Annotated in this window: 14 protein-coding genes; 12 read left to right on the top strand and 2 right to left on the bottom strand. The window is 54.4% G+C overall.

Going from position 1 to position 21,394, the window contains the following annotated elements; all coding sequences use genetic code 11:
- Window positions 1-21: 21 nt before the first annotated feature.
- Window positions 22-1,188, bottom strand: coding sequence for a PLP-dependent aminotransferase family protein (locus ACIOWA_RS02975; RefSeq protein WP_339466494.1), 1,167 nt, complete (start codon window positions 1,186-1,188; stop codon window positions 22-24).
- An 81-nt stretch (window positions 1,189-1,269) separates the two neighbouring features.
- Here ACIOWA_RS02975 and ACIOWA_RS02970 point away from each other — a divergent pair, with 81 nt between their 5' ends.
- The 8 genes from ACIOWA_RS02970 to ACIOWA_RS02935 all read left to right on the top strand — a co-directional run bounded on the left by ACIOWA_RS02970 (window position 1,270) and on the right by ACIOWA_RS02935 (window position 17,498).
- On the top strand, window positions 1,270-1,716 hold the full coding sequence (locus ACIOWA_RS02970; RefSeq protein ID WP_339433860.1) for a MarR family transcriptional regulator: 447 nt from the start codon (window positions 1,270-1,272) through the stop codon (window positions 1,714-1,716).
- Between the two features lie 233 nt (window positions 1,717-1,949).
- Window positions 1,950-3,299 carry an NCS2 family permease gene (locus ACIOWA_RS02965; protein WP_339433859.1) on the top strand — a complete coding sequence of 450 codons (1,350 nt, stop codon included), beginning with the start codon at window positions 1,950-1,952 and terminating at the stop codon, window positions 3,297-3,299.
- A gap of 89 nt (window positions 3,300-3,388) precedes the next feature.
- Window positions 3,389-4,018, top strand: coding sequence for a LysE family translocator (locus tag ACIOWA_RS02960; RefSeq protein WP_339433858.1), 630 nt, complete (start codon window positions 3,389-3,391; stop codon window positions 4,016-4,018).
- Window positions 4,019-4,154: 136 nt separating this feature from the next.
- Window positions 4,155-7,655, top strand: coding sequence for a calcium-binding protein (locus ACIOWA_RS02955; RefSeq protein ID WP_339433857.1), 3,501 nt, complete (start codon window positions 4,155-4,157; stop codon window positions 7,653-7,655).
- Window positions 7,656-8,077: 422 nt separating this feature from the next.
- A complete protein-coding gene (locus tag ACIOWA_RS02950) occupies window positions 8,078-9,745 on the top strand; it encodes a hypothetical protein (RefSeq protein WP_401158104.1) in 1,668 nt (555 codons plus the stop codon).
- Between the two features lie 235 nt (window positions 9,746-9,980).
- Window positions 9,981-11,675 carry a hypothetical protein gene (locus ACIOWA_RS02945; protein WP_401158102.1) on the top strand — a complete coding sequence of 565 codons (1,695 nt, stop codon included), beginning with the start codon at window positions 9,981-9,983 and terminating at the stop codon, window positions 11,673-11,675.
- A gap of 348 nt (window positions 11,676-12,023) precedes the next feature.
- Window positions 12,024-13,733 carry a hypothetical protein gene (locus tag ACIOWA_RS02940; protein WP_401158100.1) on the top strand — a complete coding sequence of 570 codons (1,710 nt, stop codon included), beginning with the start codon at window positions 12,024-12,026 and terminating at the stop codon, window positions 13,731-13,733.
- A 213-nt stretch (window positions 13,734-13,946) separates the two neighbouring features.
- Window positions 13,947-17,498, top strand: a complete 3,552-nt coding sequence (locus ACIOWA_RS02935; RefSeq protein WP_401158098.1) for a calcium-binding protein — start codon at window positions 13,947-13,949, stop codon at window positions 17,496-17,498.
- A gap of 176 nt (window positions 17,499-17,674) precedes the next feature.
- On the opposite strand, the gene uraH is transcribed toward ACIOWA_RS02935, so the two are convergent.
- Entirely contained in the window at window positions 17,675-18,028 is a 354-nt protein-coding gene (gene uraH, locus ACIOWA_RS02930) for a hydroxyisourate hydrolase (protein ID WP_339433965.1), read from the bottom strand.
- Window positions 18,029-18,448: 420 nt separating this feature from the next.
- Here uraH and puuE point away from each other — a divergent pair, with 420 nt between their 5' ends.
- The 4 genes from puuE to ACIOWA_RS02910 form a co-directional block, all read left to right on the top strand.
- Entirely contained in the window at window positions 18,449-19,375 is a 927-nt protein-coding gene (gene puuE / locus ACIOWA_RS02925; RefSeq protein WP_339466485.1) for an allantoinase PuuE, read from the top strand.
- Window positions 19,372-19,887, top strand: coding sequence for a 2-oxo-4-hydroxy-4-carboxy-5-ureidoimidazoline decarboxylase (gene uraD / locus ACIOWA_RS02920; protein WP_339433963.1), 516 nt, complete (start codon window positions 19,372-19,374; stop codon window positions 19,885-19,887). Before puuE ends, uraD begins: the two co-directional genes overlap by 4 nt.
- Before the next feature lie 87 nt (window positions 19,888-19,974).
- The gene (alc, locus tag ACIOWA_RS02915) at window positions 19,975-20,970 is read left to right on the top strand and encodes an allantoicase (protein ID WP_401158095.1); all 996 of its coding nucleotides are present in this window, start codon (window positions 19,975-19,977) and stop codon (window positions 20,968-20,970) included.
- Window positions 20,971-21,090: 120 nt separating this feature from the next.
- A partial coding sequence (locus ACIOWA_RS02910) for an ureidoglycolate lyase (RefSeq protein WP_401158093.1) occupies window positions 21,091-21,394 on the top strand: 304 nt, incomplete at its 3' end.

Below are 21,394 nucleotides of genomic sequence, written 5' to 3'. Positions count from 1 at the left end.
CAAAAATCCAGACAAAAATGTTCAGGCCGCCCTGTCTCGTTGCGCCTGACGCACCACCGCCGCCAATCGCTTGAGCCCTTCATCCAGCCGTGCCGCGTCAATGTGGCTGAAGTTAAGACGCAAATGTCCGAGATTTTTATCGGGATCGGGAAAGAACGGCTCCCCTGGCATGAACGCCACATCATTGGCCAACGCCTCGTTAAGCAACGTGCGCGTGTCCAGCGGCTGTTTCAGCGTCAACCAGAAAAACAGCCCACCCTGCGGCGTGTTCCAGTCCGCCAGATCCGAAAAGTGCGTTTCCAGCGCTGACTGAAAGGCATCGCGCCGTTCTCGGTAAAAACCGCGCAACTCACTCAAGTGCTGCTGGTATTGCTCAGTGCCGATCCATTGCAGTGCTTGCCACTGACCGATGCGATTGGTGTGCAGATCCGCCGATTGCTTGAGCTTGAGCAGAGGCGCAAACAGATCCGGGCTGGCGATCAGGTAGCCGACACGCAAACCGGGTAGCAAGGTTTTCGAGACCGTGCCGGTGTAAATCCAACTGGAATTGCGCAGCCGTGCGGCAATCGGCTTGGCGCTGGCGCCGTCGAACGTCAGTTCGCGGTAGGGTTCGTCTTCGATCAATGTCACACCGAATTCATCGAGCAATGCGGCGACGGCTGCACGCTTGGCCTCGCTGTAGCGCACGGCGGATGGGTTCTGGAACGTCGGGATCAAGTAGATGAACGCCGGACGGTGTTGCTCCAGACGACTGCGCAATTGCGCCAGGTTCGGGCCATCGGACTCCTGCGGCACGGTCAGGCATTCGGCGCCAAACAATTGGAATATCTGCAAAGCGGCCAGATAAGTCGGTGCTTCCAGAAGAATCTCGGTGCCCTTGTCGATGTACAGCTTGGCCGCCAAATCAAGAGTCTGCTGGGAGCCACTGACCACCAGCACCTGACTCGCCTCACACGCCAAGCCTAGCGCCCTCGCCTCTGCGGCCAGGGCTTCGCGCAGCGCCGGCTCACCCTCGCTCATACCGTATTGGCCGAGGGACAGCGGCATGTCACCCCATTCGACTTTCGGCAACATGGCCTCGGCAGGCAGGCCGCCGGCGAATGACATCACTTCCGGACGCTGAGCGGCGGCGAGGATTTCACGGATCAAAGAACTTTTAAGGCGCGAGACACGTTCGGAAAAAGCCATGGAAATCACCGGTAGCGAGGCATGTGAAAAATGGTCAAACTTATTGACTGAAATTACGATAACCCGAGCGAGTACGTCAACATGATTGACCTTAAAAACCCAACCAGTCAGCAACAGGCCATGGAAGCGTTCTTCTTCGGTTATCAGGCCTTCACCGCCAAGGCTGATGAAATGCTTGAGCGCCGCGGGTTGTCTCGGGTGCATCAACGGATTGTGTTTTTCATCGCTCGTTATCCAAATTTGAGCGTCAAGGAGTTGCTGGCCTTGCTTGGGGTGAGCAAGCAGGCGCTGAACATGCCGCTGCGCCAGTTGCAGGAAATGCATCTGGTCGACAGCGTGGCATCGCAGGCTGACAAGCGTAAGCGCCTGCTGGAATTGACGGCCGAAGGGAGGAAGTTCGAACAGTCGTTGCGCCGTGAGCAGGTGAAGTTGCTGGAGCGGGTGTTCGCCGAGGCTGGGGAGACAGCGGTGAATGGGTGGTTGGCGGTGAATCTGGCCTTGGGTGAGAGTCAGGCACATCTCCATTGAATCGTCTGGCTTGCTCGCGAAGGGCACGCAGTGGCGATATATCGCTATCGTCGGACCGTTCGTAAACAAAATCAAAAACAATATTTGCTTTATTTGTACACAAAAGCATAATCCACAGCGTGCGAGTTTCTGACCTTACGGTCAACAAATTCGCGTATGCCTCAAAGGGCCGCTGCCACCCCTCATGGGTCCGGCCCTGGAAATAACAATAAAACTCTTGAGGAGTACTCGCTGTGGAAAGCCGCAAATCCGAAGCATCGACGCTGGATCTCTCGCCGCCGTTACGCAATGGCCTGCTGGAGCGCCTGTTTAAACTCAGCTTGCATGGCACCACGGTGAAGACCGAGTTGATTGCCGGTCTGACAACCTTCATCACGATGGCTTACATCATCTTCGTCAACCCGAACATCATGGCCGATGCCGGGATTGACCATGGTGCGGCATTCGTCGCCACCTGTATCGCCGCTGCGCTGGGCTGCCTGTTGATGGGCCTTTACGCCAACTGGCCGGTGGGTCTGGCGCCGGGCATGGGCCTGAACGCTTTCTTCACCTACACCGTGGTCGGCACCATGGGCTACAACTGGGAAACGGCGCTGGGCGCAGTGTTCGTCTCAGGCGTGCTGTTCATGATCCTGACCTTCTCGCGGATTCGCGAATGGCTGCTCAACAGTATTCCTGTGAGCCTGCGCTTTGCGATGGGCGCAGGGGTCGGTCTTTTCCTTGGCCTGATCGGCCTGAAAACCGCAGGCATCGTCGTCGACAGCCCGGCCACGCTGATCAAACTCGGTTCCCTGCGTGAACCGGGCCCGCTGCTCGCCGCCATCTGCTTCCTGATGATCGCCATCCTCAGCTACCACAAAGTTTTTGGCGCGATCCTCATCAGCATCATCACCGTGACGCTGGCCGGTTGGGGCCTGGGCATCGTGCATTACGAGGGCATCATGTCGACGCCGCCGAGCCTGGCGCCGACCTTTATGGCGATGAACGTTGCTGGCGTGTTTAACGTCAGCATGATCAGTGTGGTGCTGGCCTTCCTCTTTGTGCACATGTTCGACACCGCAGGTACCCTGATGGGCGTTGCCCAGCGTGCCAATCTGGTCGGCGCTGACGGTCGCATCGAAAACCTCTCCCGCGCCATGAAAGCCGACAGTGCTTCCAGCGTTTTCGGTGCCGTGGTCGGTGTACCGCCTGTCACCAGCTATGTAGAAAGTGCTGCCGGCGTGGCCGCTGGCGGTCGGACTGGTCTTACCGCCGTCACCGTAGGTGTGCTATTTATAGCGGCAATGTTTTTCGCACCACTGGCTGGCATGATTCCCGCTTACGCCACCGCCGGTGCACTGATCTACGTTGCGATGCTGATGATGGGCGGCATGGCCCACATCGAATGGGACGAAGCCACTGACGCGATTCCTGCCATCGTCACCGCGATCATGATGCCGCTGACCTTCTCGGTCGCCGACGGTATTGCGCTGGGCTTCATCACTTATGTGGCGCTGAAGACCGGTACCGGCAAGTACAAGGAAATTTCCGTCAGCCTGTGGGTGCTCTGCGCGATCTTCATCGCCAAGTTCATCTTCTTGTAAGCGTTAAGCGGTTCTGGCTTCAAAACAGCCTCACCCTGGCGGGTGGGGCTTTTGCACATTCTTGAGTACAACAAAAAAGGAGGAAAGTGATGAGTCTGGAAACCTGGCTGCTGTTCAGCGGCGCTGCACTGGTGGTGATCCTGATTCCGGGGCCACTGTCGTTGCTGATGATCAGCAACAGCCTGAATTACGGTTTGCGGCGCTCTTACCCGGCGTTTCTCGGCGGCGTGATTGCTTCGATCTGTTTGCTCAGCGCATCCGCGCTTGGCCTGGGGGCCCTGCTACTGGCTTCGGAACAGTTGTTCAGCGCGCTGAAAATCATCGGCGCATTTTACCTGTTCTATCTTGCCTGGCAGAGCTGGCAGCAGTCGCGCCAGCCTTCGACAGGCGCCGAAGTGCCACAAGCGACGGCTGTCCCACGTTTTCGTGCACTGTTCGGGCGCGCGTTCGTGCTGGGCGCGAGCAATCCGAAAGACATTCTGTTCTTCGCCGCGTTTCTGCCACAGTTCCTCAGCGCCGAACAGCCTTTCCTGCCGCAGTTACTGGTGATGATTGCAACCTGGACCTTGCTGGACCTGCTGTGCAAACTGGCCTACGGACTGGGCGCCCATGGTGCTGCGCGCTATCTGCGCAGCGGCAAGGGACAAAGTTGGTTCAACCGGATCAGCGCCGGTTTGTTCGGTAGTGCAGGAGCCGTATCGTTACTCAGCAGCCACTGAGATATTTAAAGGGCATTTCAACTTGCCGCGTCGGGCGAAATACAACGCAACAACCCATGGATGTACAACTCTAAAAAACAAAACCTAATATAACCGCGCTATTCGACAAATAATTGGGCAGAACAAGGATGTTCAAATGGCCACTTTTACACCGGATTCGTTCCAGCAAACTGACTCCGTAGTAATCACCGATATAGGCTTTCATGCCAATGAGCGCACAGCTTCGACCATCGATTTTGATGGCGAAATCGCCACCGCGAACAAACGCCAAACACAACAGCTGAAAATCGTCGACGATCTGTTCGGTCCACTTCATATCGGCTCTATTTCAATTACACGAGTTTCCCTGGACGTTTTGGGCGCAACGACGGGCGGACAACACCTGAATGGTCAGAACACTTTCTTTCGAACGCCCAAGCGCTCCTTCATCAACTCGTTACAGTTCAGCTCGCCCGATATAGAAACCCGAATGAAATCAACTACGGTCACGGAGGGCTACCTGTTGTCGTCGCTGCTGTTCGAAATTGCCAGCCGACGTCCATTAGACGCCCCGCCGATGCTTGGAAACAATCCCACGAGCGATGTTGATCAGGGTACATACCACAGCACACTTGCGAAACTTCTAGGCTCCGCGCAAAAACTCGATTTGCGTCATGCCTACCTGTCCAAGAGCAGCCCTCGCTGGGTGTCAATGATCAAGAGCGACTGCCTGCTCGGCTCAAGTGTCGGGATTCAAGCCTTTGGAATATTCATGGGTTTGCGCGGGGTGGTCGATGCGGTCAGAAACAGTGACACCGCGCAAGCCGTAATCAATAGCGCGGGCATCACCTCTGAAGTGGGCTCCATAACTGTAGACATGGCCGTGACTAAAATGGCCACGCAAATGATCAAGGTTGGCCAATTTGCCTACAAGGACTTCGCCAAAACCCGATTCGCCGTGAGATTGGGTCGTTCCGGTGGGTTGATCGGGGGAGCGCTGACGCTGCCTTTCGATTTACATGCCGCGGTCACATCCTTGACCGCTGCAGACAATGCAACCGGGAAAGAAGCGCTGGATCATTACATCAGTGCCGGTTTGAGCCTAACGAGTGCCGCCATGACCCTGATACTCGGCAGCGCAGCGATGGCAGGCTTTTCTTTTGCAGGTCCGGTCGGACTCGCGGCGGGAGCGATTCTGGCCATTGGCGCTCAGGCTTACGCTGCCGTAAGACTGGTGGACGATATTGACGATTACATCGAACTCACCACCAATGAGCGCTGGCGCACAGGCTGGTTCTCGTTCTGTTTCATGGATCCTGACGCCGATGTGCAGGATCGCTACAGCATTGCCAAAACCAGGGTCGAGCACTCCAGGAAAATGAAGGACGCGGCAAAGAAACTGCTGGATGGCGAGCTGAAGGACACCACCGAAGCCATCGTTCATGGTGCTTTTGAGGTCAACCTCAAGCCGACTCGGATATGGGCACGTAACTGGTGGACTAAACAAGACCGGTGGCAAACCGTCAATCTTCCACAAATAACAGGAGTCGATGACACCATTGACGCCCGCGAAGGTGTTAGCGGTGCCACTCCGGGCGCGCAACTGGGCTCCGCGGCAGAGCACAAAGCGGTCCTGTGGTTCATCAGTGACGGTAAAGACTCAATCCGAGGGGTTGAAAAAAAACCAAACGCCTTTTTTTACAAGACCGGAAGAAAAGAGCTGACAGGGGGGGACAAAGACGATCGATTCGTCTTCGAAGGCGCTGCCGATCGACTCAAGAATGTTTCCAGGGATGACCATTATTCGACATTGAAGGGCGGAGCAGGCAACGACACTTTGTCCCTTGGCGGCCTTTATAACCTTAGTGCTGCGGAGCAACCCGGGTATGACATCGACCTGGTGGCGGGGAGGCTCCAGGTAATCACCCCTGATCCATCGGCCGAAGGCGGAAAAAAACGTACGCTCCACAGCGTTCTGGAAAGTATCGAGAATGTTGAAACCGTCGCGCATGCCACAAGCACCGTCACCGGTACAGCACAACGCAACATCATCAAGTCCCGTGGCATCGACACCATCAGAGCTGGTGCAGGAAACGACCAGATTCATTTGATTCACAAAGGTGCAACGGCATCGGGTGAATCCGGAGCAGACGAGTATTTCATTGCCCATGAAGCGGGCTGCATTTGCATCATCGAAGACGGTAAGCAAGAAAGCGTCATTGTCTTGAATTGGCGAATGGATCTGATTGAAAGCTGGATCATCGAGAAGAGCGCGCTGGTCATCACTTCGAAATTCGATTTCCACGACAGGCCCAGAAGCAAGGTCATCATCCGTGACATCTACAAACGGCTCGGTGACGATTATCAATTAAAGAACAACAAACTCACCTTCATTACCGAGGACGGCTTTTATCTGGTACCTGAGCTTCCTGAATCAATCAAAAGCGAAAGACCCATCGACGTCGAGGTGGTCATCACCCGCAAAGGACGACCGCAAAGTCCGGTCATTCTTTACACATCCGATTGCATAATCCGGCACAACAACGATGCCAGCTATTACATTCCAAGAACTCAACAACACACCCGGTTTTACGCAGTAAAGCGTACCAACGCTGTCACCAGAATTTTTCTGGACTTCGCGAGTGATGAACTGACTAAATCAGAAGCACACTTCCTGGCGAGAATATCGGCAAAAAAACATGATCTGTTAATGGGTTGCGATCTGGTCTATTACTTTGGGAAAAAGACATTAACAATCAAGTTGTTCGCGCAGGCAAGGGGTGGAAACGATCCAATGAATAGCGTGAAAACGCTAAGAACCATGGCGCTCTACCCCGATCATCAATATGTTTTTGCATTCAGTGACGGCGTCGCTTTCAATGCTCATCTCACACTGAAAACTGACGTGCCTCCCGTGGCTGCAAACTATAAGGTGTACGCATTCACGAAGTGGAAAACCCGGATCCCTCTTCCAGAGCAATACCGCGCAGGTCTGTACCTGTTTGAACTTCCCGTGAACGAAGCCTATCAACTGAGCGCCAGATCCGCCTGCGCCACGCTGACGTCTTATCCTGAACAAACCGCGATCGAAAGTCTGCTAGGTGACGGGGCGACATATCTGATCCATCTCGCGGCAGACCTAATAATCAGAATCGCTACGCCAGGCGCACTGGCAAAGGCCAACAACAGATTGCGCTTTTCGTCCACGTGGGAGTTCGATGCCAGCGCACTGGGCAATGTCGAAATAAAACTGGAGAAAAATCAACTGCAGATTGGAACGTGTACGGTCTATCTACCAGACTACGACAGTGAAGATCTTGTCGATCAAGTGCGTGTCGTCACTGCGAAAGGCATTGTCAAAACTGTCGACCTCTCCTTCGACACAATTTATTTCGATGGCCTCGATGCCAGATTTTTCGAAGCCCCCGACGACTGGGCCACAGCGTTGCCCGAAGAATTCATCGCCATTGCCGACAAGGACATCAGGGTCAGACATATCAGTGTGATCGACAATCGAGCCGGAATACTCAGCTATAGCTTTGCCAGACGCCGTTGGCTGCTGGACAGCGAAGTTGTTGATTACGCGAAACTGCAGGTCTTGAATCGCTGCACCCATCAGACACCGGGTCTATCAACGCCAGGTTTCGCCATAAATTAGCCTGCCCCACCAACACACAAAAATCGATTTAAAACCGACAACTTATTGCGCACTCGGCGGTTGAAGCGCTCAGGCATTACCGCGCGTTGATCGGCTGCGCCTGAACGCCACGAAAAGGCAGTTTCTCCCGCTTTCAAAAAATCCAATGGATGGAATAAACCTATATGATCAAGCCAACAAAAAAAGCGCCTGTTACTACAACTGGATCCGGTACTACGAGTACAACGAGTACAACGAGTACAACAAGTACAACAAGTACAACAAGTACAACGACCCGATCTGTGGACTATCTCTCAGATAACCGCGGTACAACACACCTTCCGGACGTATACCTGCCTGGCATCGATTCAACGTCCGCACAGCACTTTCCGAATATCTCTCAAGACGCCACCTCTCGTGTAGCCAACGTCACAGTGAGCAGGATGCCTGGTGCCGAACTTGATAGCTACATCACCGCTCGCAGCCAGATTGCCTGGCCTCAAAGCCGATTCAACGAGTTGGTGCCGCTTGCAGACAACACAGGATTGTTCACTGGGCCGGATCTGCGAACCTACGCCCAGATCGGAACAGAGGGCCAGTTCGTTGTAGAACAGAATCGGCAAGGACAATATTACGTTCCACTCTCCTTTGCACCGGGCGTTCCAGGCCCGATTCTGACGAAAAATCAAGGCCAGGCCAGTTGGCGCATCGAACAACCGGGCTGGCAACTTACTCGGACTTCGGGCGCTGAAGCCGTAAAACCGCAAACACCGTCCTACCTTTCACCAGAAAACGCAGCAAAGCTGAGCAAAGCTGAACTCTCAGCGAACGGAATCCGCTACAACAAGCTCAAACAGACCTATGTCGATACGGCAGAAGGAACCGTCATGGTGCGTCAAAACGCCGATGGCGAATATCAGCAAGCCTTTGCCACGACAAGTGACTCACCCGCCATTTTTTTTGAACACATTCCCGGGACAAAACTCTGGCGCCGAAAAGCGCAGAGCACGACAACAGACGAAAGCTTCGCACCAGACCCTCTTCGCGCCGTCGCCGAATTTGACGAACCCTCGCCCGGCCCGAGCAAGCGACCGCGACTCAATGAGCCCGAGGACTCTACACCGCCGGTGAACGACAACAGTGCCTCATCGGTCCAGACACCCTACTTCTGGTTACCATGGGGCGATCTGAACCCACCATCATCCGCAGATTCCATCCAGCTCGGCTGGCTCCATTATCCCATCGTGCCCATCGGCTCTGCCCCCAACAGCCTGCCCAAAGTGTACTTTCTACAGCACCCCGAATTTGTTCCGACACATTTCGATGCCTTTGAGCAGATGCTGCAAACAAATCCCGAACGCCAACCGGTGGCAACGTTTCGTATCGGTACCGAGCCGGGGGAAATCCGTCCCGGTAAACGTTTTTTTGAAAAGCCCCTGTCGCAATCCGTAGCCGATACATTTCCGGACTTCTCTGATTTCACTTCGCGGGCCGTCGCCAGGAAACTGTTTGAACTCTCCGATAACTCGCCCACCATCACAGGCACCGGACTGATCAACATTCAGGCTGTCTTGCACCAGTGGAACCAAAAACCGTTTCCCACCGCACCCGCTTACGCAGATCCGATGAACATGCTGCCCGTGGTGACATCCGTGGATATCGGAAACAAAAGGATCCTTCCGCTGCGCCCCCAGGGTGATGGAGATTTACAACGGCTGACCTTCGATCCAACACACTTTCCGGTCGAATGGCGTCACTACCTGACCTATCCAAGCGACCTCAATCTCAGACGCCTCGTCGGCGCATTGCTGGTTCGCAGCGGCTACGACATCTTTCCCCTGACATATGAACACCGCAGTCCTACGTTGGTATTCAGACGCACAAATCATCAAGAGGTCTTTTATCTCAAACTGGGAACGGTCGGAGATCCAGGTCTATCGCATACCCCGGGCAACGAACTCGCTGATCCGAATTTGCCACAAAGAATCGGCAGTGCCGCCTTGCTCGCTCTTCAGACCGCCGAGGCCCAAAACAAAGTGGTCTGGCTGGTAGGCGGGGTGGCGAAGGTTGCGTCGAATCCGGTAGCGGTGGTCATTATAAGAGAGCGCTGACTGTCGTTCTCCCCTCGCCCGCCAACGGCGAGGGGAGCGTCATATCGGCCCTCTACAAACCGGTAATGCCTTGCATCATTGTTTTTGGATCAAGACATATATACCGCACGCGCTGACGCCATTTTACTGAACATCGCTCCCTTGAAGACTCGCCGCAGGCAACCTCGCAGTTGCGCTTCTATTGCCCGGCGCGTCCTTTCGGATAAATGAATCCACAATTCATCGGAGCAACGCAATGTTAAAGCCATCCAAGAAAACGCCAGGCTCGCCTTCGCCGCAGACGTCTACGACAACACCAAGAAGCCCGTCGCCGCTTACAGGTACCCACAGCGACCCCACCTTATCCGTCTCAGGCGCTGTAGGTGGGGATCCGATATCGACTGCCCACTCATCCATCGCCTCGCCAGGGACATCCATCCCGCGCGCCAGTGTCATCATCAATCGCCTGCCAGATCCACAGCCCTCGCGGCACACTGCAACCGTGGCGCGAACCCAGGACACACCACCCCCCCATCAGGTTCCGGTTGTCGATACATCGCTTGGCGACAGGCCAAAGCATCCGGTATTCATCGATGACAAATCGGCCGCCCACCTGAAAAGAAATCCAGCCACATCGGAAGGCATCCGCTACGACAAGTTCAAAAAGGCATATGTCGAAATGGAAGGAGGAATCGTCATGGTGCGCAAAGACAAGGGCGGTTACCGCCAGACCCACGCAGGGGAATCGAGCCCGTCCGGTGAATGGGTTGAACAAATTCCCGATACAACCCTCTGGCGCCAAATTGAACCTGTCAACACCCCCTCGAAACGCCCTCTCCCTGAGATTGATCAAGCCCTTGCCGACACGCCCGAAGTAACGGCGGGCCCAAGTAAACGCTTCCGTGTGTCGGATGAAACCCATGTCGCGACCGATGCCGGTGCACTGGTGCAGAATCTTTTTCATCAACAATCGAGCGCACTGGACTTGTCCTTGGGCCAATGGAAAAACTGGGGAAAATCCATAGGACCGGAAACAGGCGAGTCTGTCGAAATAGACGGACAGCACTATGTGATCGTAAGCCAAGGTTTACGCCCAGAGACCGGACTGGTCTATTTGCAACATCCAGCATTCGTACCTGATCACTTCGACGCATTCGAAAACATGTTGCGCGATGAGCCTTCGCGCCAACCAAAATGGGCGCTGAAACGGGATGGCCAATGGAAAGTTCTGGATAACCATCCGCCGTTTACCAAACCCTTGACGCAATACGTCTGCGACGCTTTCAACTATCTGTCGGAACATTCGGCCAGCGCTGTCGCCCGAGGCGTATTTACGCGAGCCAGCCGACCTGAAGGGATCAACGCCCATGGAATCTCGGTGATGGCCCTGACACTCCGTCACTGGACAGACCGGGTCACTAACGAGAAAGTCTTGCACAGTCTTTCCGATCCGTTGGTGATGTTGCCAAAGCTGCAAACACAGCCCTCCCCTCTCGTGCCGGGCGGATTGCTAACTCTGCCTGCCCAAGGCTCCGATCTTCTGCAGCGCTTGGACTTTGATCCACAGCGCTTTCCCCAGGAATGGGGCACCTACACGGCCGCACCGACCAGCGCCGGTTTGCATAACTTGTTCAGTTTCGTCCTGCAACAGAGCGGCTATAGCATCAACCCTTCCACGCGGCAGCACAGCGAAGACGCTTTGATATTTCACCGGCAAGGTGTTGCCGCGGTGTTCGTATTAAAACTTCCGCGCTTCACCGGCGATACTGTTCCTCGTAGCACGACTGCTGGTTCAGAACTCACTAATCCAGTGTTTCGAAACAAACTAAAGTCGCCGGAGAAAGAAAAACTGGACAGTTATCTTGCACAAAACGAAATCGTCTATTTAATCGGCGGCGTACAAGAATCAACCCCTTACACACCAACGCTCTTTGTCGTGAGGGAGGGATGAAACTCGCTATTTAGCGCGAATGCTTTACTGCAATCGGCCAAACGTCTTGATTATTTTTTAGTGGCCGCTTTATGGCGCTAGCCCTCAGCGCCGCATCGAACAATACGCACCTTATATTTAAATAGAGAGAATATATTAATGGCCAAACCACCGAAGCCTGTGCACGGTATAGCTGCGCCCCATACACCTCCAACGCCCAGAAGTCCTTCGCCGGGCACTCTGGAAAGTAATCGGCTGAACTTCGATAGCGCGTTCTGGAGAGTGCCGGGGGACAATCAAACGCCCACAATTCCCTCTCATGGTTATACCGGGAGCTCTTCGCCGCCGCCTTCTGTAAGGGTCAGCGAAATGCCTGATACCCGCCCGAAAACCGTTAGTACCGTTCTACGCTCGATTACGTGGCCTGCCGATCGGTTGCACATGTTGAATCCTCTCGGATCTGACAGCGGTCTTTTCACCAGTCCGGATGGCAAGCTCTATGCTCACGTCGAAAATGAGGGGCATATCCTTGTCCAGCGCCAAGGCGACGGCCGATACCAAGTGCCTTTCGACTTCATGCCGACGCTGCCTGGCCCTTTCCTGAACAAATCCGAGCGCCAGCCGACCTGGACCTTCGAACGCCCGGACTGGCTGACCAAAGATTCCGAGGCGGACAGACCACATACCACCGCTGATGCCCCCCGGCCGCCAGAAGCACCGGTATTCCTGAACCCTTGGGACGCGGCCCAACTCTCTCCCGCAGAGAACACGCCGGACGGAATCAGACATGACAAACATCGCAAAACCTACGTTGACACGGTAGACGGAACGGTCATGGTGCGTAAAAACGCCGCCGATGAGTATCAGCAAGCATTCGCGACGACAACCTACTCGCCGGATATCTATTTTGAACAGATCCCCGGAACGAAAATCTGGCGTCGCAAAGCCCCTGAAACCGATCCCGTACCAGAGCGTTCGCAGCAAGACAGGCGTCGCCTTCCAACCGACACTGAAGAACCGATACCGGGCCCAAGTAAGCCACCGCATCTGGATGATGCCCCTCACCAGACACAAACGTTGACCGAGCGCCTGCTGTCAGCCAACCCGCAAGCCATTAATCTGTCTTATGGGCTGTGGCGCAACTGGGGAAAAAGAATTCAACCGCAACTGGGCCAACACATCGAGATAGACGAGCTTTATTATCGCATTGTCCAGCAGACGCTCAATTCCGACTCGCGGCTCGCCTATTTGCAACATCCTTTGTTTTCGCCCGCGTTGTATGACGCCTTCGAATACATGCTCCGCGACAATCCGTCTTTGCAACCAAAGTGGGCGATCAAAAGAAATGATCGGTGGATTGTCCTGGACCGGCGTTTCCCTTTTGAAATGCCCATCACTCAATATATTTCCCGGACGTTCAGATACTTGTCGGATCAGTCTGTAAGTTTTCTTGCCCGGGCCATATTCAATCAGGCAAATCGATCCGAAATCATCACCGCTCATGGGTTGGCCGTCTTGAACCAGACATTTAGCTACTGGACGGACAGGAGCTTCCTGCAACCCCCGCGACGCGAACTCGCTGACCCCTTGTTGATGTTGCGCGACCTCTTCAGCGAACAAGGCAGAGGCCACGGTACATCATTGGCAATTCCTGCGGTATTGGGAGAGGGCCTGCAGCGTCTGGATCTCGATCCAGGACGATTCCCCCACCACTGGAACGCGTATGCAAAGGCGCCTGCAATATCCAGCTTGCGATTGCTGTTCAGCCATGTGCTGGAGGATGACGGTTATGTCATCAGTTCCACATTTGAGCCGCACAGCGAGGATGTTTTGCTGTTTCACCGGGAAACAATAGACGCGGCATTCGTATTGAACCTTCCCGACATTATCGGTGGGAGGCTAAAGCGCCCCATCGCCCCGGGGTTGACACTGACCTCTGCCATGTTGCAGACCCGGATCGGTCAGCAACAGCACCCTCTGGCCAGTTACATGGATGCAAACAAAATTGTCTATCTGCTCGGAGGTGTTCAAACTGATGCTCTGGGGCAAACAACGCTGTTCATCATAAGAGAGCGCTGATCAGAACGATTAAGCGACCCGCCCGGCAGAAAACACATAACACTAACTCTGCGTCATATCCTTCCAGACCACGCTTGCGAAAAACAGCGCACGATCGTCAGCTGCTGCGAAAAAAACAAAAAACAAAAAAACTTATTGCATCAAATACCAGCTTTACCGCAGCAGCGCCCAGCGATACTTTTCAAGTTAAACATCACCAACAAGGAAGTTTAGATGTCAACGCCCATCCCGGTTGAAAAAACCTACCCACAAGATGACGCTATCGCCGTTTTCGATATGGGAATTCATGCCAACGAACGAACCGCCTCGACGATGGACTTCGAAGCTGACATCGACAACGATGGTAATAATACGGCGCCCGAGAACAGTCGACGTAAACCCGGTCAACTCAAGATGCTCGACGATCTGTTCGGCCCTTTTAAAATAGGCCCCTACACAATAACTCGACGCGGCCTGGATGCTTTGGGTGCGACTATTGATGGTCAACCGCTGACTGGCCATAACACTCAGTTTCGTACACCCCCTCGATCATTCGTAAACTCCCTGCAACTGAGCTACCCCGAAATCGAGAAACGCATGAAAATTTCTACTTTCGGCGGTGACTATCTACTCCCCTCACTGCTGTTCGAGATGGCCAACTTGCGCCCGCCCACTGCTCCTCCGGTAATAAGAGAAGAAGCCGGTGTGAAAGTCGAGGAAGGTGGCTACCACAAAAAAATGTCTCGGCTTCTGAACTCCGCCCAAAATCTTGATCTGCGAGTGGCTTACTCAAAAAAGAAAAGCAGTCCAAGCTGGATCATCATCAAAAATCATTCCACCGTCGGCGCAAGCGTAGGTATTCAGGCCTTCGGCATCTTCATGGGCATTCGGGGTATTTACGATGCCGTCCAGAAGAATGAGAAGGATGAAATCATTTTCAACAGTGTCGGTGTCGGGGTGGAAGTCGGGTCGATTGTCACGGACATTGCCCTCACCAAAGCCGGGCAGCGCATGCTTGAGGCTGGCAATGGTGCGATGAAGGACTTCGTCAAAACCAGATCCGGAATCAGATTGAGCCGCTCAGGCGGGCTTGCTGGGGGAGCGCTGACGTTACCGTTCGATATCTATAGCGCAGTCAAAGAGTTCAATGCCGCCAGCAATAAAACCGGCAAAGAAGCCATGGATCATTACGTCAGCGGAGGTTTGAATGTTGCCAGTGCTGCCATGACCGTCATTCTGGGGGCCGCCGCCATGGCCGGCTTCTCTGCCGCAGGCCCCGTCGGCCTTGCATGTGGTCTATTCATGGCCATCGGCTCACAAATCTACGGGGCAGTTCGTGTGGTTGACGAAATCGACGACTACATTGAGCTGACCGCTGAGGAGCGCTTGCGTACCGGATGGTTCTCGTTTGTGCCGTTGATGGAAATCGATCAAGACATCAAGAATCGCTACGAACTTGCCAAAGCAAAAATCGAAACTGCCAAGCGGTTGCATACGGCAGCCAGAAACATGCTTGACCAGACACATAAGGACACCACTGAGGCCATCGTACATGGCAACTACGAAGACAGACTGAAGAAAAGAAGAGTGCAAGCAAGAAAATGGGGGCTGGATATCATGCCGATCGTCTACGTACCTGAAGTAGTGGGTCTGGCCGATACGATTGATGCACGAAACGGCGTCACCGCGCAAACGCCCGGCGCAGTACTCGGCTCCCCAGGGGAAAATAAAGGTGTTATCTGGCTGATGGGTGAGGGAGACGACACGATTATCGGGGTCGAGAAAAAACCCAATACCTTTTGTTACGGATCGGGGACAAAGAATCTGACAGGGGGTGATAAAGATGACAAATTCGTCGCCGAGAATGCGGCTCAAGTGCTCGAAAGCAATATCGAAAGTGCTGAGTTTTCCACACTTAAGGGTGGTGCAGGCAGCGACACGTTGATTCTTGAGGGCGAACAGTTGTTTCGTACATCCGGTCGGGGCATCGATGTCGACCTGTCGGCGGGCACCTTGCGGGTCTTCACACCCGGTCCGGAACCGTGGATTGAAGGCTCAAAAAAATATTCCTTGAAAGCACAACTCGACAGTATTGAAAATGTGGAAACCCTGCCAGGCGGAACGAGTATTGTCACTGGCACAGATGAATCCAATGTAATCAAGTCCAGAGGCAATGACAAAATCTACGCCGGTGCGGGTAATGACCAAATTTACCTGCAGGGTGGTGGGTCCGCATTCGGCCAATCCGGAGCGGATTTTTATTATGTGGCGCTGGCGGAGGGCTCAGTAGGCATTACAGAAGATGGTGTTGAGGAAAGTATTATCTCGCTGGGCTGGAGAATGGATCATATTGAGAAATGGGAATTGCGCAGGCACCGTCTCATTATCATATTAAAGTTCGATTTTCATTATGGGCGCCGCTACAAGGTATGCATCGATGACGTTTACAAAGAGTCTGGCGAACATCGAGCCCTGAAAAACAACAAACTGACCATTATTACCAGGGATGGTTATTATCTGAAGCCTGACCTTCCTGAAACAATAGAACACTACAACCCCATTGAAATCAAAGCCGAAATCATCAAAGCCGGCCGCCCGGAGAACACGGTCATCCTCCACAAATCCCTGTGCAGTGTTCCTACCGACCGCAACACACACTATTACGTTCAGCGTTTTAACTCACACACTCAATTCGTAACCGAACGCAACCCCAGCTCTTATTACGGCACTCGTATATTCCTCGACTATGACAGTTCCGAATTGACGAGCGCCCATGTGGCATTTGCGACAACACCATCCACAGAGATGAACAAGGCAGCCGACAAAAACAAAGTCAACGTTTCCTGTGATTTCCTGTTTTACTTTGGAAAAAATCTGCTGCAGATTTCCGGATTTGGACAATATACGGAAACCACACTCGACGCCGCACTCAAACAAGCCATGGAAAAAGTGTCCACTCATGGATACATGCTGGTGTTCAGGGATGAAAAAGCCCACACCCTTAACCTTGAGAAACAATACGCCATCCCACCGAAACACTATAAGCATAGCGTCAGCGGAAATACGCTTACCAGCCACGACTACCGTTTTCCGTTACGAATGAAAGACGATGCAGTTTTTGAACTCCCCGAAACCGAGACGCTGGAGGTGGACCGTTTGGTTCGTTGCGCCACGGTACTACCTGTGAGCGAACAGATAGCCATCGACAACATAGAGGGTGCGGGAGGCGTCCATATTCTTCATCTGTCTGACAATAGAGTTTTACGAGTTTCGACTCCCGGCGGGCTGGCCAACGCCAAAGACAGGTTGAGAAACTCGACGACCTGGGAACTTGATGCCACTGAACTCAGCGAATTCACAATCAGCCTGGCAAATAACAAACTGTATATTGGAACGACTACGATTCATGTACCTCAATATTCGCATCCCGAAGACCTTATTGACGAAATCCTCGTGATTGCGCCAATGGGCGTCATTTATACCGTCAATCTCATTTTTGAAAATTTTTCCATTATCGGTCTGGACGCTCGTTTTTTTGTGCCACCAGTCGATGCTGAAACCGAGCTTCCCAAGGAACTTTCTGCCATTAAACAACGCGAACTCCCGGTCAAGCACATTGCAATGAATGATGGCAGTACCGGAAAACTAAAATTCAACATACCGGAGCGCAAGTGGATTCTAGACAGCAATAAGTCTCGAAAAATAAGTTACTCCGACCTGAAAGTATTTAATCAATGCCCCCATCAGACTCCAGATCTATTCAAGATTTCACTGCCTGATCATTGATACTGATGTTCTTCCGGCGCGTCGCTGGGAGAACATTCAGAATATCTCAAAGGGTGCTGTCAGGTGAGCGGTACGATTGCACTCACCTGGCGAAAAAAAGCCCGCAGTGTGAGCGGGCAAAAGACCAAAGAAGCTATATGCGCAGTCGCTTCCCGGTAGGGGCAGTTGCTTGGGGGTCAGCTGCCCCGATAGGTGGAATAGCTGTAAGGCGAAATCAACAATGGCACATGGTAGTGATCCTGCTCGGCTGAGATGCCGAAGCGCAGCACGACCACGTCCAGAAATGCCGGCTCAGGCAACTGAACGCCACGGGCGCGGTAGTAGTCGCCCGCATGGAACTGGACCTGATAAACCCCGCTACGATAGTCATCGCCTTGCAGCAGCGGCGCATCAACCCGGCCATCGCTGTTGGTGAGTGCACTGGCGACCAATTCCAGGTGCGAACCTTCAACGCGGTAGAGCTCGACCTTGATCGAGCTGCCCGGGCAACCGTGTGCAGCGTCCAATACGTGAGTTGTCAAACGTCCCATTGATTCTGCGCGCCTGGCCGCAAAGAGCAGTCAGACTTCGCGCCTCCCGAAGTCAGGTGAAAAGGGGACCGCACCGATTCGGAGCACGAAAAGTTGCGGCGAGCGACTGATTAAGACACTTTTCAAAAAAATTGTACACAATAAAAACGACATTTTTCACTTCACCCCCGACACTCGGGCGTTTGCCCAGGATCTGCCCCCTACGCACTTATCTATTGAGCCTGCGATCCATTAGCTGACTGACCAGGCAGGTTTCTTGCAGGCTCACGCCATTGGCCGTAAAAGATGACAGTCGGTGAAAAATGCAAAAAATCAGGCTTACAAATTGAGAATAAAGTTGTATACAATCAGCCCATCGCTGTGACGCCAGCCTGCCAGGCCGCCACACAACTCTGTCAACGAATAAGAAGGAAGACTGCAGTGAGCGCTGACTACCCACGCGACCTGATCGGTTACGGCAGTAACCCTCCTCACCCACACTGGCCGGGCAATGCCCGCATCGCCCTGTCGTTCGTACTCAATTACGAAGAAGGCGGCGAGCGCAACATTCTGCACGGCGACAAAGAATCCGAAGCCTTCCTGTCTGAAATGGTTGCCGCTCAGCCGCTGCAAGGCGCGCGCAACATGAGCATGGAATCGCTTTACGAGTATGGCAGCCGCGCCGGCGTCTGGCGGATCCTCAAGCTGTTCAAGGCATTCGACATTCCGCTGACCATCTTCGCCGTTGCCATGGCCGCCCAGCGCCATCCGGATGTGATCCGTGCGATGGTCGATGCCGGCCACGAGATCTGCAGCCACGGCTATCGCTGGATCGACTACCAGTACATGGATGAAGCGCAGGAACGCGAGCACATGCTCGAAGCGATCCGCGTCCTCACCGAAATCACCGGCGAACGCCCACTGGGTTGGTACACCGGTCGCACCGGCCCGAACACCCGTCGCCTGGTGATGGAAGAAGGTGGTTTCCTCTACGACTGCGACACCTACGACGACGACCTGCCTTACTGGGAACCGAACAACCCGACCGGCAAGCCGCATCTGGTGATCCCGTACACCCTCGACACCAACGACATGCGCTTCACCCAAGTGCAGGGTTTCAACAAGGGTGACGATTTCTTCGAATACCTCAAAGACGCGTTCGACGTGCTGTACGCCGAAGGCGCCGAAGCACCGAAGATGCTCTCGATCGGTCTGCACTGCCGTCTGATCGGCCGTCCGGGTCGCCTCGCATCGCTCAAACGCTTTATCGAATACGCCAAAAGTCATGAACAGGTGTGGTTCAGCCGCCGCGTCGACATCGCACGTCACTGGCACGAAACCCACCCGTACCAAGAGGCCGCCCAATGAGCCGCTTTCAAACCCTGCAACCGTCGACCCTGAGCCGCGACGCCTTCGTCAAAGCCTTCGCCGACATCTACGAACATTCGCCATGGGTGGCCGAGAAGGCCTATGACCTGGGCGCGGACGCTTCGATCGACGAGATCGAAACCCTGCACCAGCGCATGAGCGACATCCTGTTGAGCGCCGATCATGCCAGCCAACTGGCACTGATCAACGCTCACCCGGACCTGGCCGGCAAAGCTGCCGTTCAGGGCCAGTTGACCGCGGCCAGTACTGAAGAACAGTCGGGCGCGGGGATTCACCAATGCACGGCCGAAGAGTTCCAGCGCTTCACCGAGCTGAACGACGCCTACAAAGCCAAGTTCAAGTTTCCCTTCATCATGGCGGTAAAAGGCAGCAACCGGCATCAGATCCTCGCAGCGTTCGAAACGCGCATTCACAACTCGGTCGACACCGAATTCAAATGCGCGCTGGCGCAGATCAACAAGATCGCCCTGTTCCGTTTACTGACTCTTTAGCAAGCCTGGCCCGAGCATGTCAGACGCGGAGAATGCCCAGGGCCTCGCAAGCATCCCCAGCCAACTTATTAAAGGCAGACAAGAAGAATGAAAGCTTACGCCGTACCTTTCGAGAAGTTCGTCAACCTGGCCGATGCCCGTCTGGGCACCAAAATCATCTCGGTCACCGATGACTGGTTCGCAGACGCCAATCGTCTGTTCCAACCGACCCCGGCCGTGTGGAAGGAGGGCGTGTTCGATGACAACGGCAAGTGGATGGACGGCTGGGAATCGCGTCGCAAGCGCTTTGAAGGCTACGACAGCGCGGTGATTCGTTTGGGCGTACCGGGCTCGATCAAAGGCGTGGACATCGACACTTCATTCTTCACCGGCAACTTCCCGCCATCGGCCTCGCTGGAAGCGTGCTTCCTGGCCTCGGGCGAGCCTGACGAAAACACCCAGTGGACTGAAGTGCTGTCGGCCGTCGAGCTGCAGGGCAACAGCCACCACTACCACGAAATCAGCCACGATCAAGCGTTCAGCCACCTGCGCTTCAACATCTACCCGGACGGCGGCGTAGCCCGTCTACGCGTGTATGGCGTGCCGTTCCGCGACTGGTCTGCTGTTGGCGACAACGAGCAAGTCGACCTGGCTGCAGCCCTCAACGGTGGCCGCGCCCTCGCCTGCTCCGATGAACACTTCGGCCGCATGAGCAACATCCTCAACCCGGGCCGTGGCATCAACATGGGCGACGGCTGGGAAACTGCACGTCGTCGTACTCCGGGCAATGACTGGGTCATCGTTGCGCTGGGTCACCCGGGCGAGATCGAAAAAATCATCGTCGACACCCTGCACTTCAAGGGCAACTACCCGGACACCTGCTCGATCCAGGGCGCATTCGTGAAAGGCGGCACCGACAGCCAGATCGAAACCCAGTCGCTGTTCTGGCGCGAACTGCTGCCAAGCCAGAAGCTGGAAATGCACGCCGAACACACCTTCGTCGAGCAGATCAAGGCACTTGGCCCGATCACTCACATTCGTCTGAACGTGTTCCCTGATGGTGGTGTGAGTCGCCTGCGCGTACTGGGCAAGGTCGCTAAGTAAGCAGTGAAGCCATTCGCGAGCACGCTCGCTCCCACAGGGGATTGCATTCCAAATGTGGGAGCGAGCCTGCTCGCAAAGGCGTCAGAACAGTCAACATAGTATTCGGATAAGAAGAACAGCATGCGCACACTGACGATTGAACCGCTGACCAAAGAAGCCTTCGCCCCTTTCGGTGACGTGATCGAAACCGACGGCAGCGATCACTTCATGATCAACAACGGTTCGACGGTCGAAACCGCCCAGCCTGAGGACAACGCGATCATCAGCATCTTCCGCGCCGACGCGCAGGACATGCCGCTGACCGTTTGCATGCTGGAACGCCATCCGCTGGGCAGCCAGGCTTTCATTCCGCTGCTCGGCAACCCCTTTCTGATCGTGGTCGCGCCACTTGGCGATGAACCTGTATCAGGCAGGGGTTGCCGAG

This window comes from Pseudomonas sp. NPDC087614, from assembly GCF_044743485.1.
Taxonomy (GTDB): Bacteria; Pseudomonadota; Gammaproteobacteria; order Pseudomonadales; family Pseudomonadaceae; genus Aquipseudomonas; species Aquipseudomonas baetica_A.
Note: the sequence above shows the minus strand (reverse complement) of the source record. Positions and strands in the feature narration are given on the sequence as shown.

Bases quoted from the DNA above. Each gene is read 5' to 3' on its own strand.
- ACIOWA_RS02975 (WP_339466494.1), bottom strand. From the start codon at position 1,188: ATGGCTTTTTCCGAACGTGTCTCGCGCCTTAAAAGTTCTTTGATCCGT.
- ACIOWA_RS02940 (WP_401158100.1), top strand. From the start codon at position 12,024: ATGCCTGATACCCGCCCGAAAACCGTTAGTACCGTTCTACGCTCGATT.
- uraD (WP_339433963.1), top strand. From the start codon at position 19,372: ATGAGCCGCTTTCAAACCCTGCAACCGTCGACCCTGAGCCGCGACGCC.
- ACIOWA_RS02970 (WP_339433860.1), top strand. From the start codon at position 1,270: ATGATTGACCTTAAAAACCCAACCAGTCAGCAACAGGCCATGGAAGCG.
- ACIOWA_RS02955 (WP_339433857.1), top strand. From the start codon at position 4,155: ATGGCCACTTTTACACCGGATTCGTTCCAGCAAACTGACTCCGTAGTA.
- alc (WP_401158095.1), top strand. From the start codon at position 19,975: ATGAAAGCTTACGCCGTACCTTTCGAGAAGTTCGTCAACCTGGCCGAT.
- ACIOWA_RS02950 (WP_401158104.1), top strand. From the start codon at position 8,078: ATGCCTGGTGCCGAACTTGATAGCTACATCACCGCTCGCAGCCAGATT.
- uraH (WP_339433965.1), bottom strand. From the start codon at position 18,028: ATGGGACGTTTGACAACTCACGTATTGGACGCTGCACACGGTTGCCCG.
- ACIOWA_RS02935 (WP_401158098.1), top strand. From the start codon at position 13,947: ATGTCAACGCCCATCCCGGTTGAAAAAACCTACCCACAAGATGACGCT.
- ACIOWA_RS02945 (WP_401158102.1), top strand. From the start codon at position 9,981: ATGTTAAAGCCATCCAAGAAAACGCCAGGCTCGCCTTCGCCGCAGACG.
- ACIOWA_RS02960 (WP_339433858.1), top strand. From the start codon at position 3,389: ATGAGTCTGGAAACCTGGCTGCTGTTCAGCGGCGCTGCACTGGTGGTG.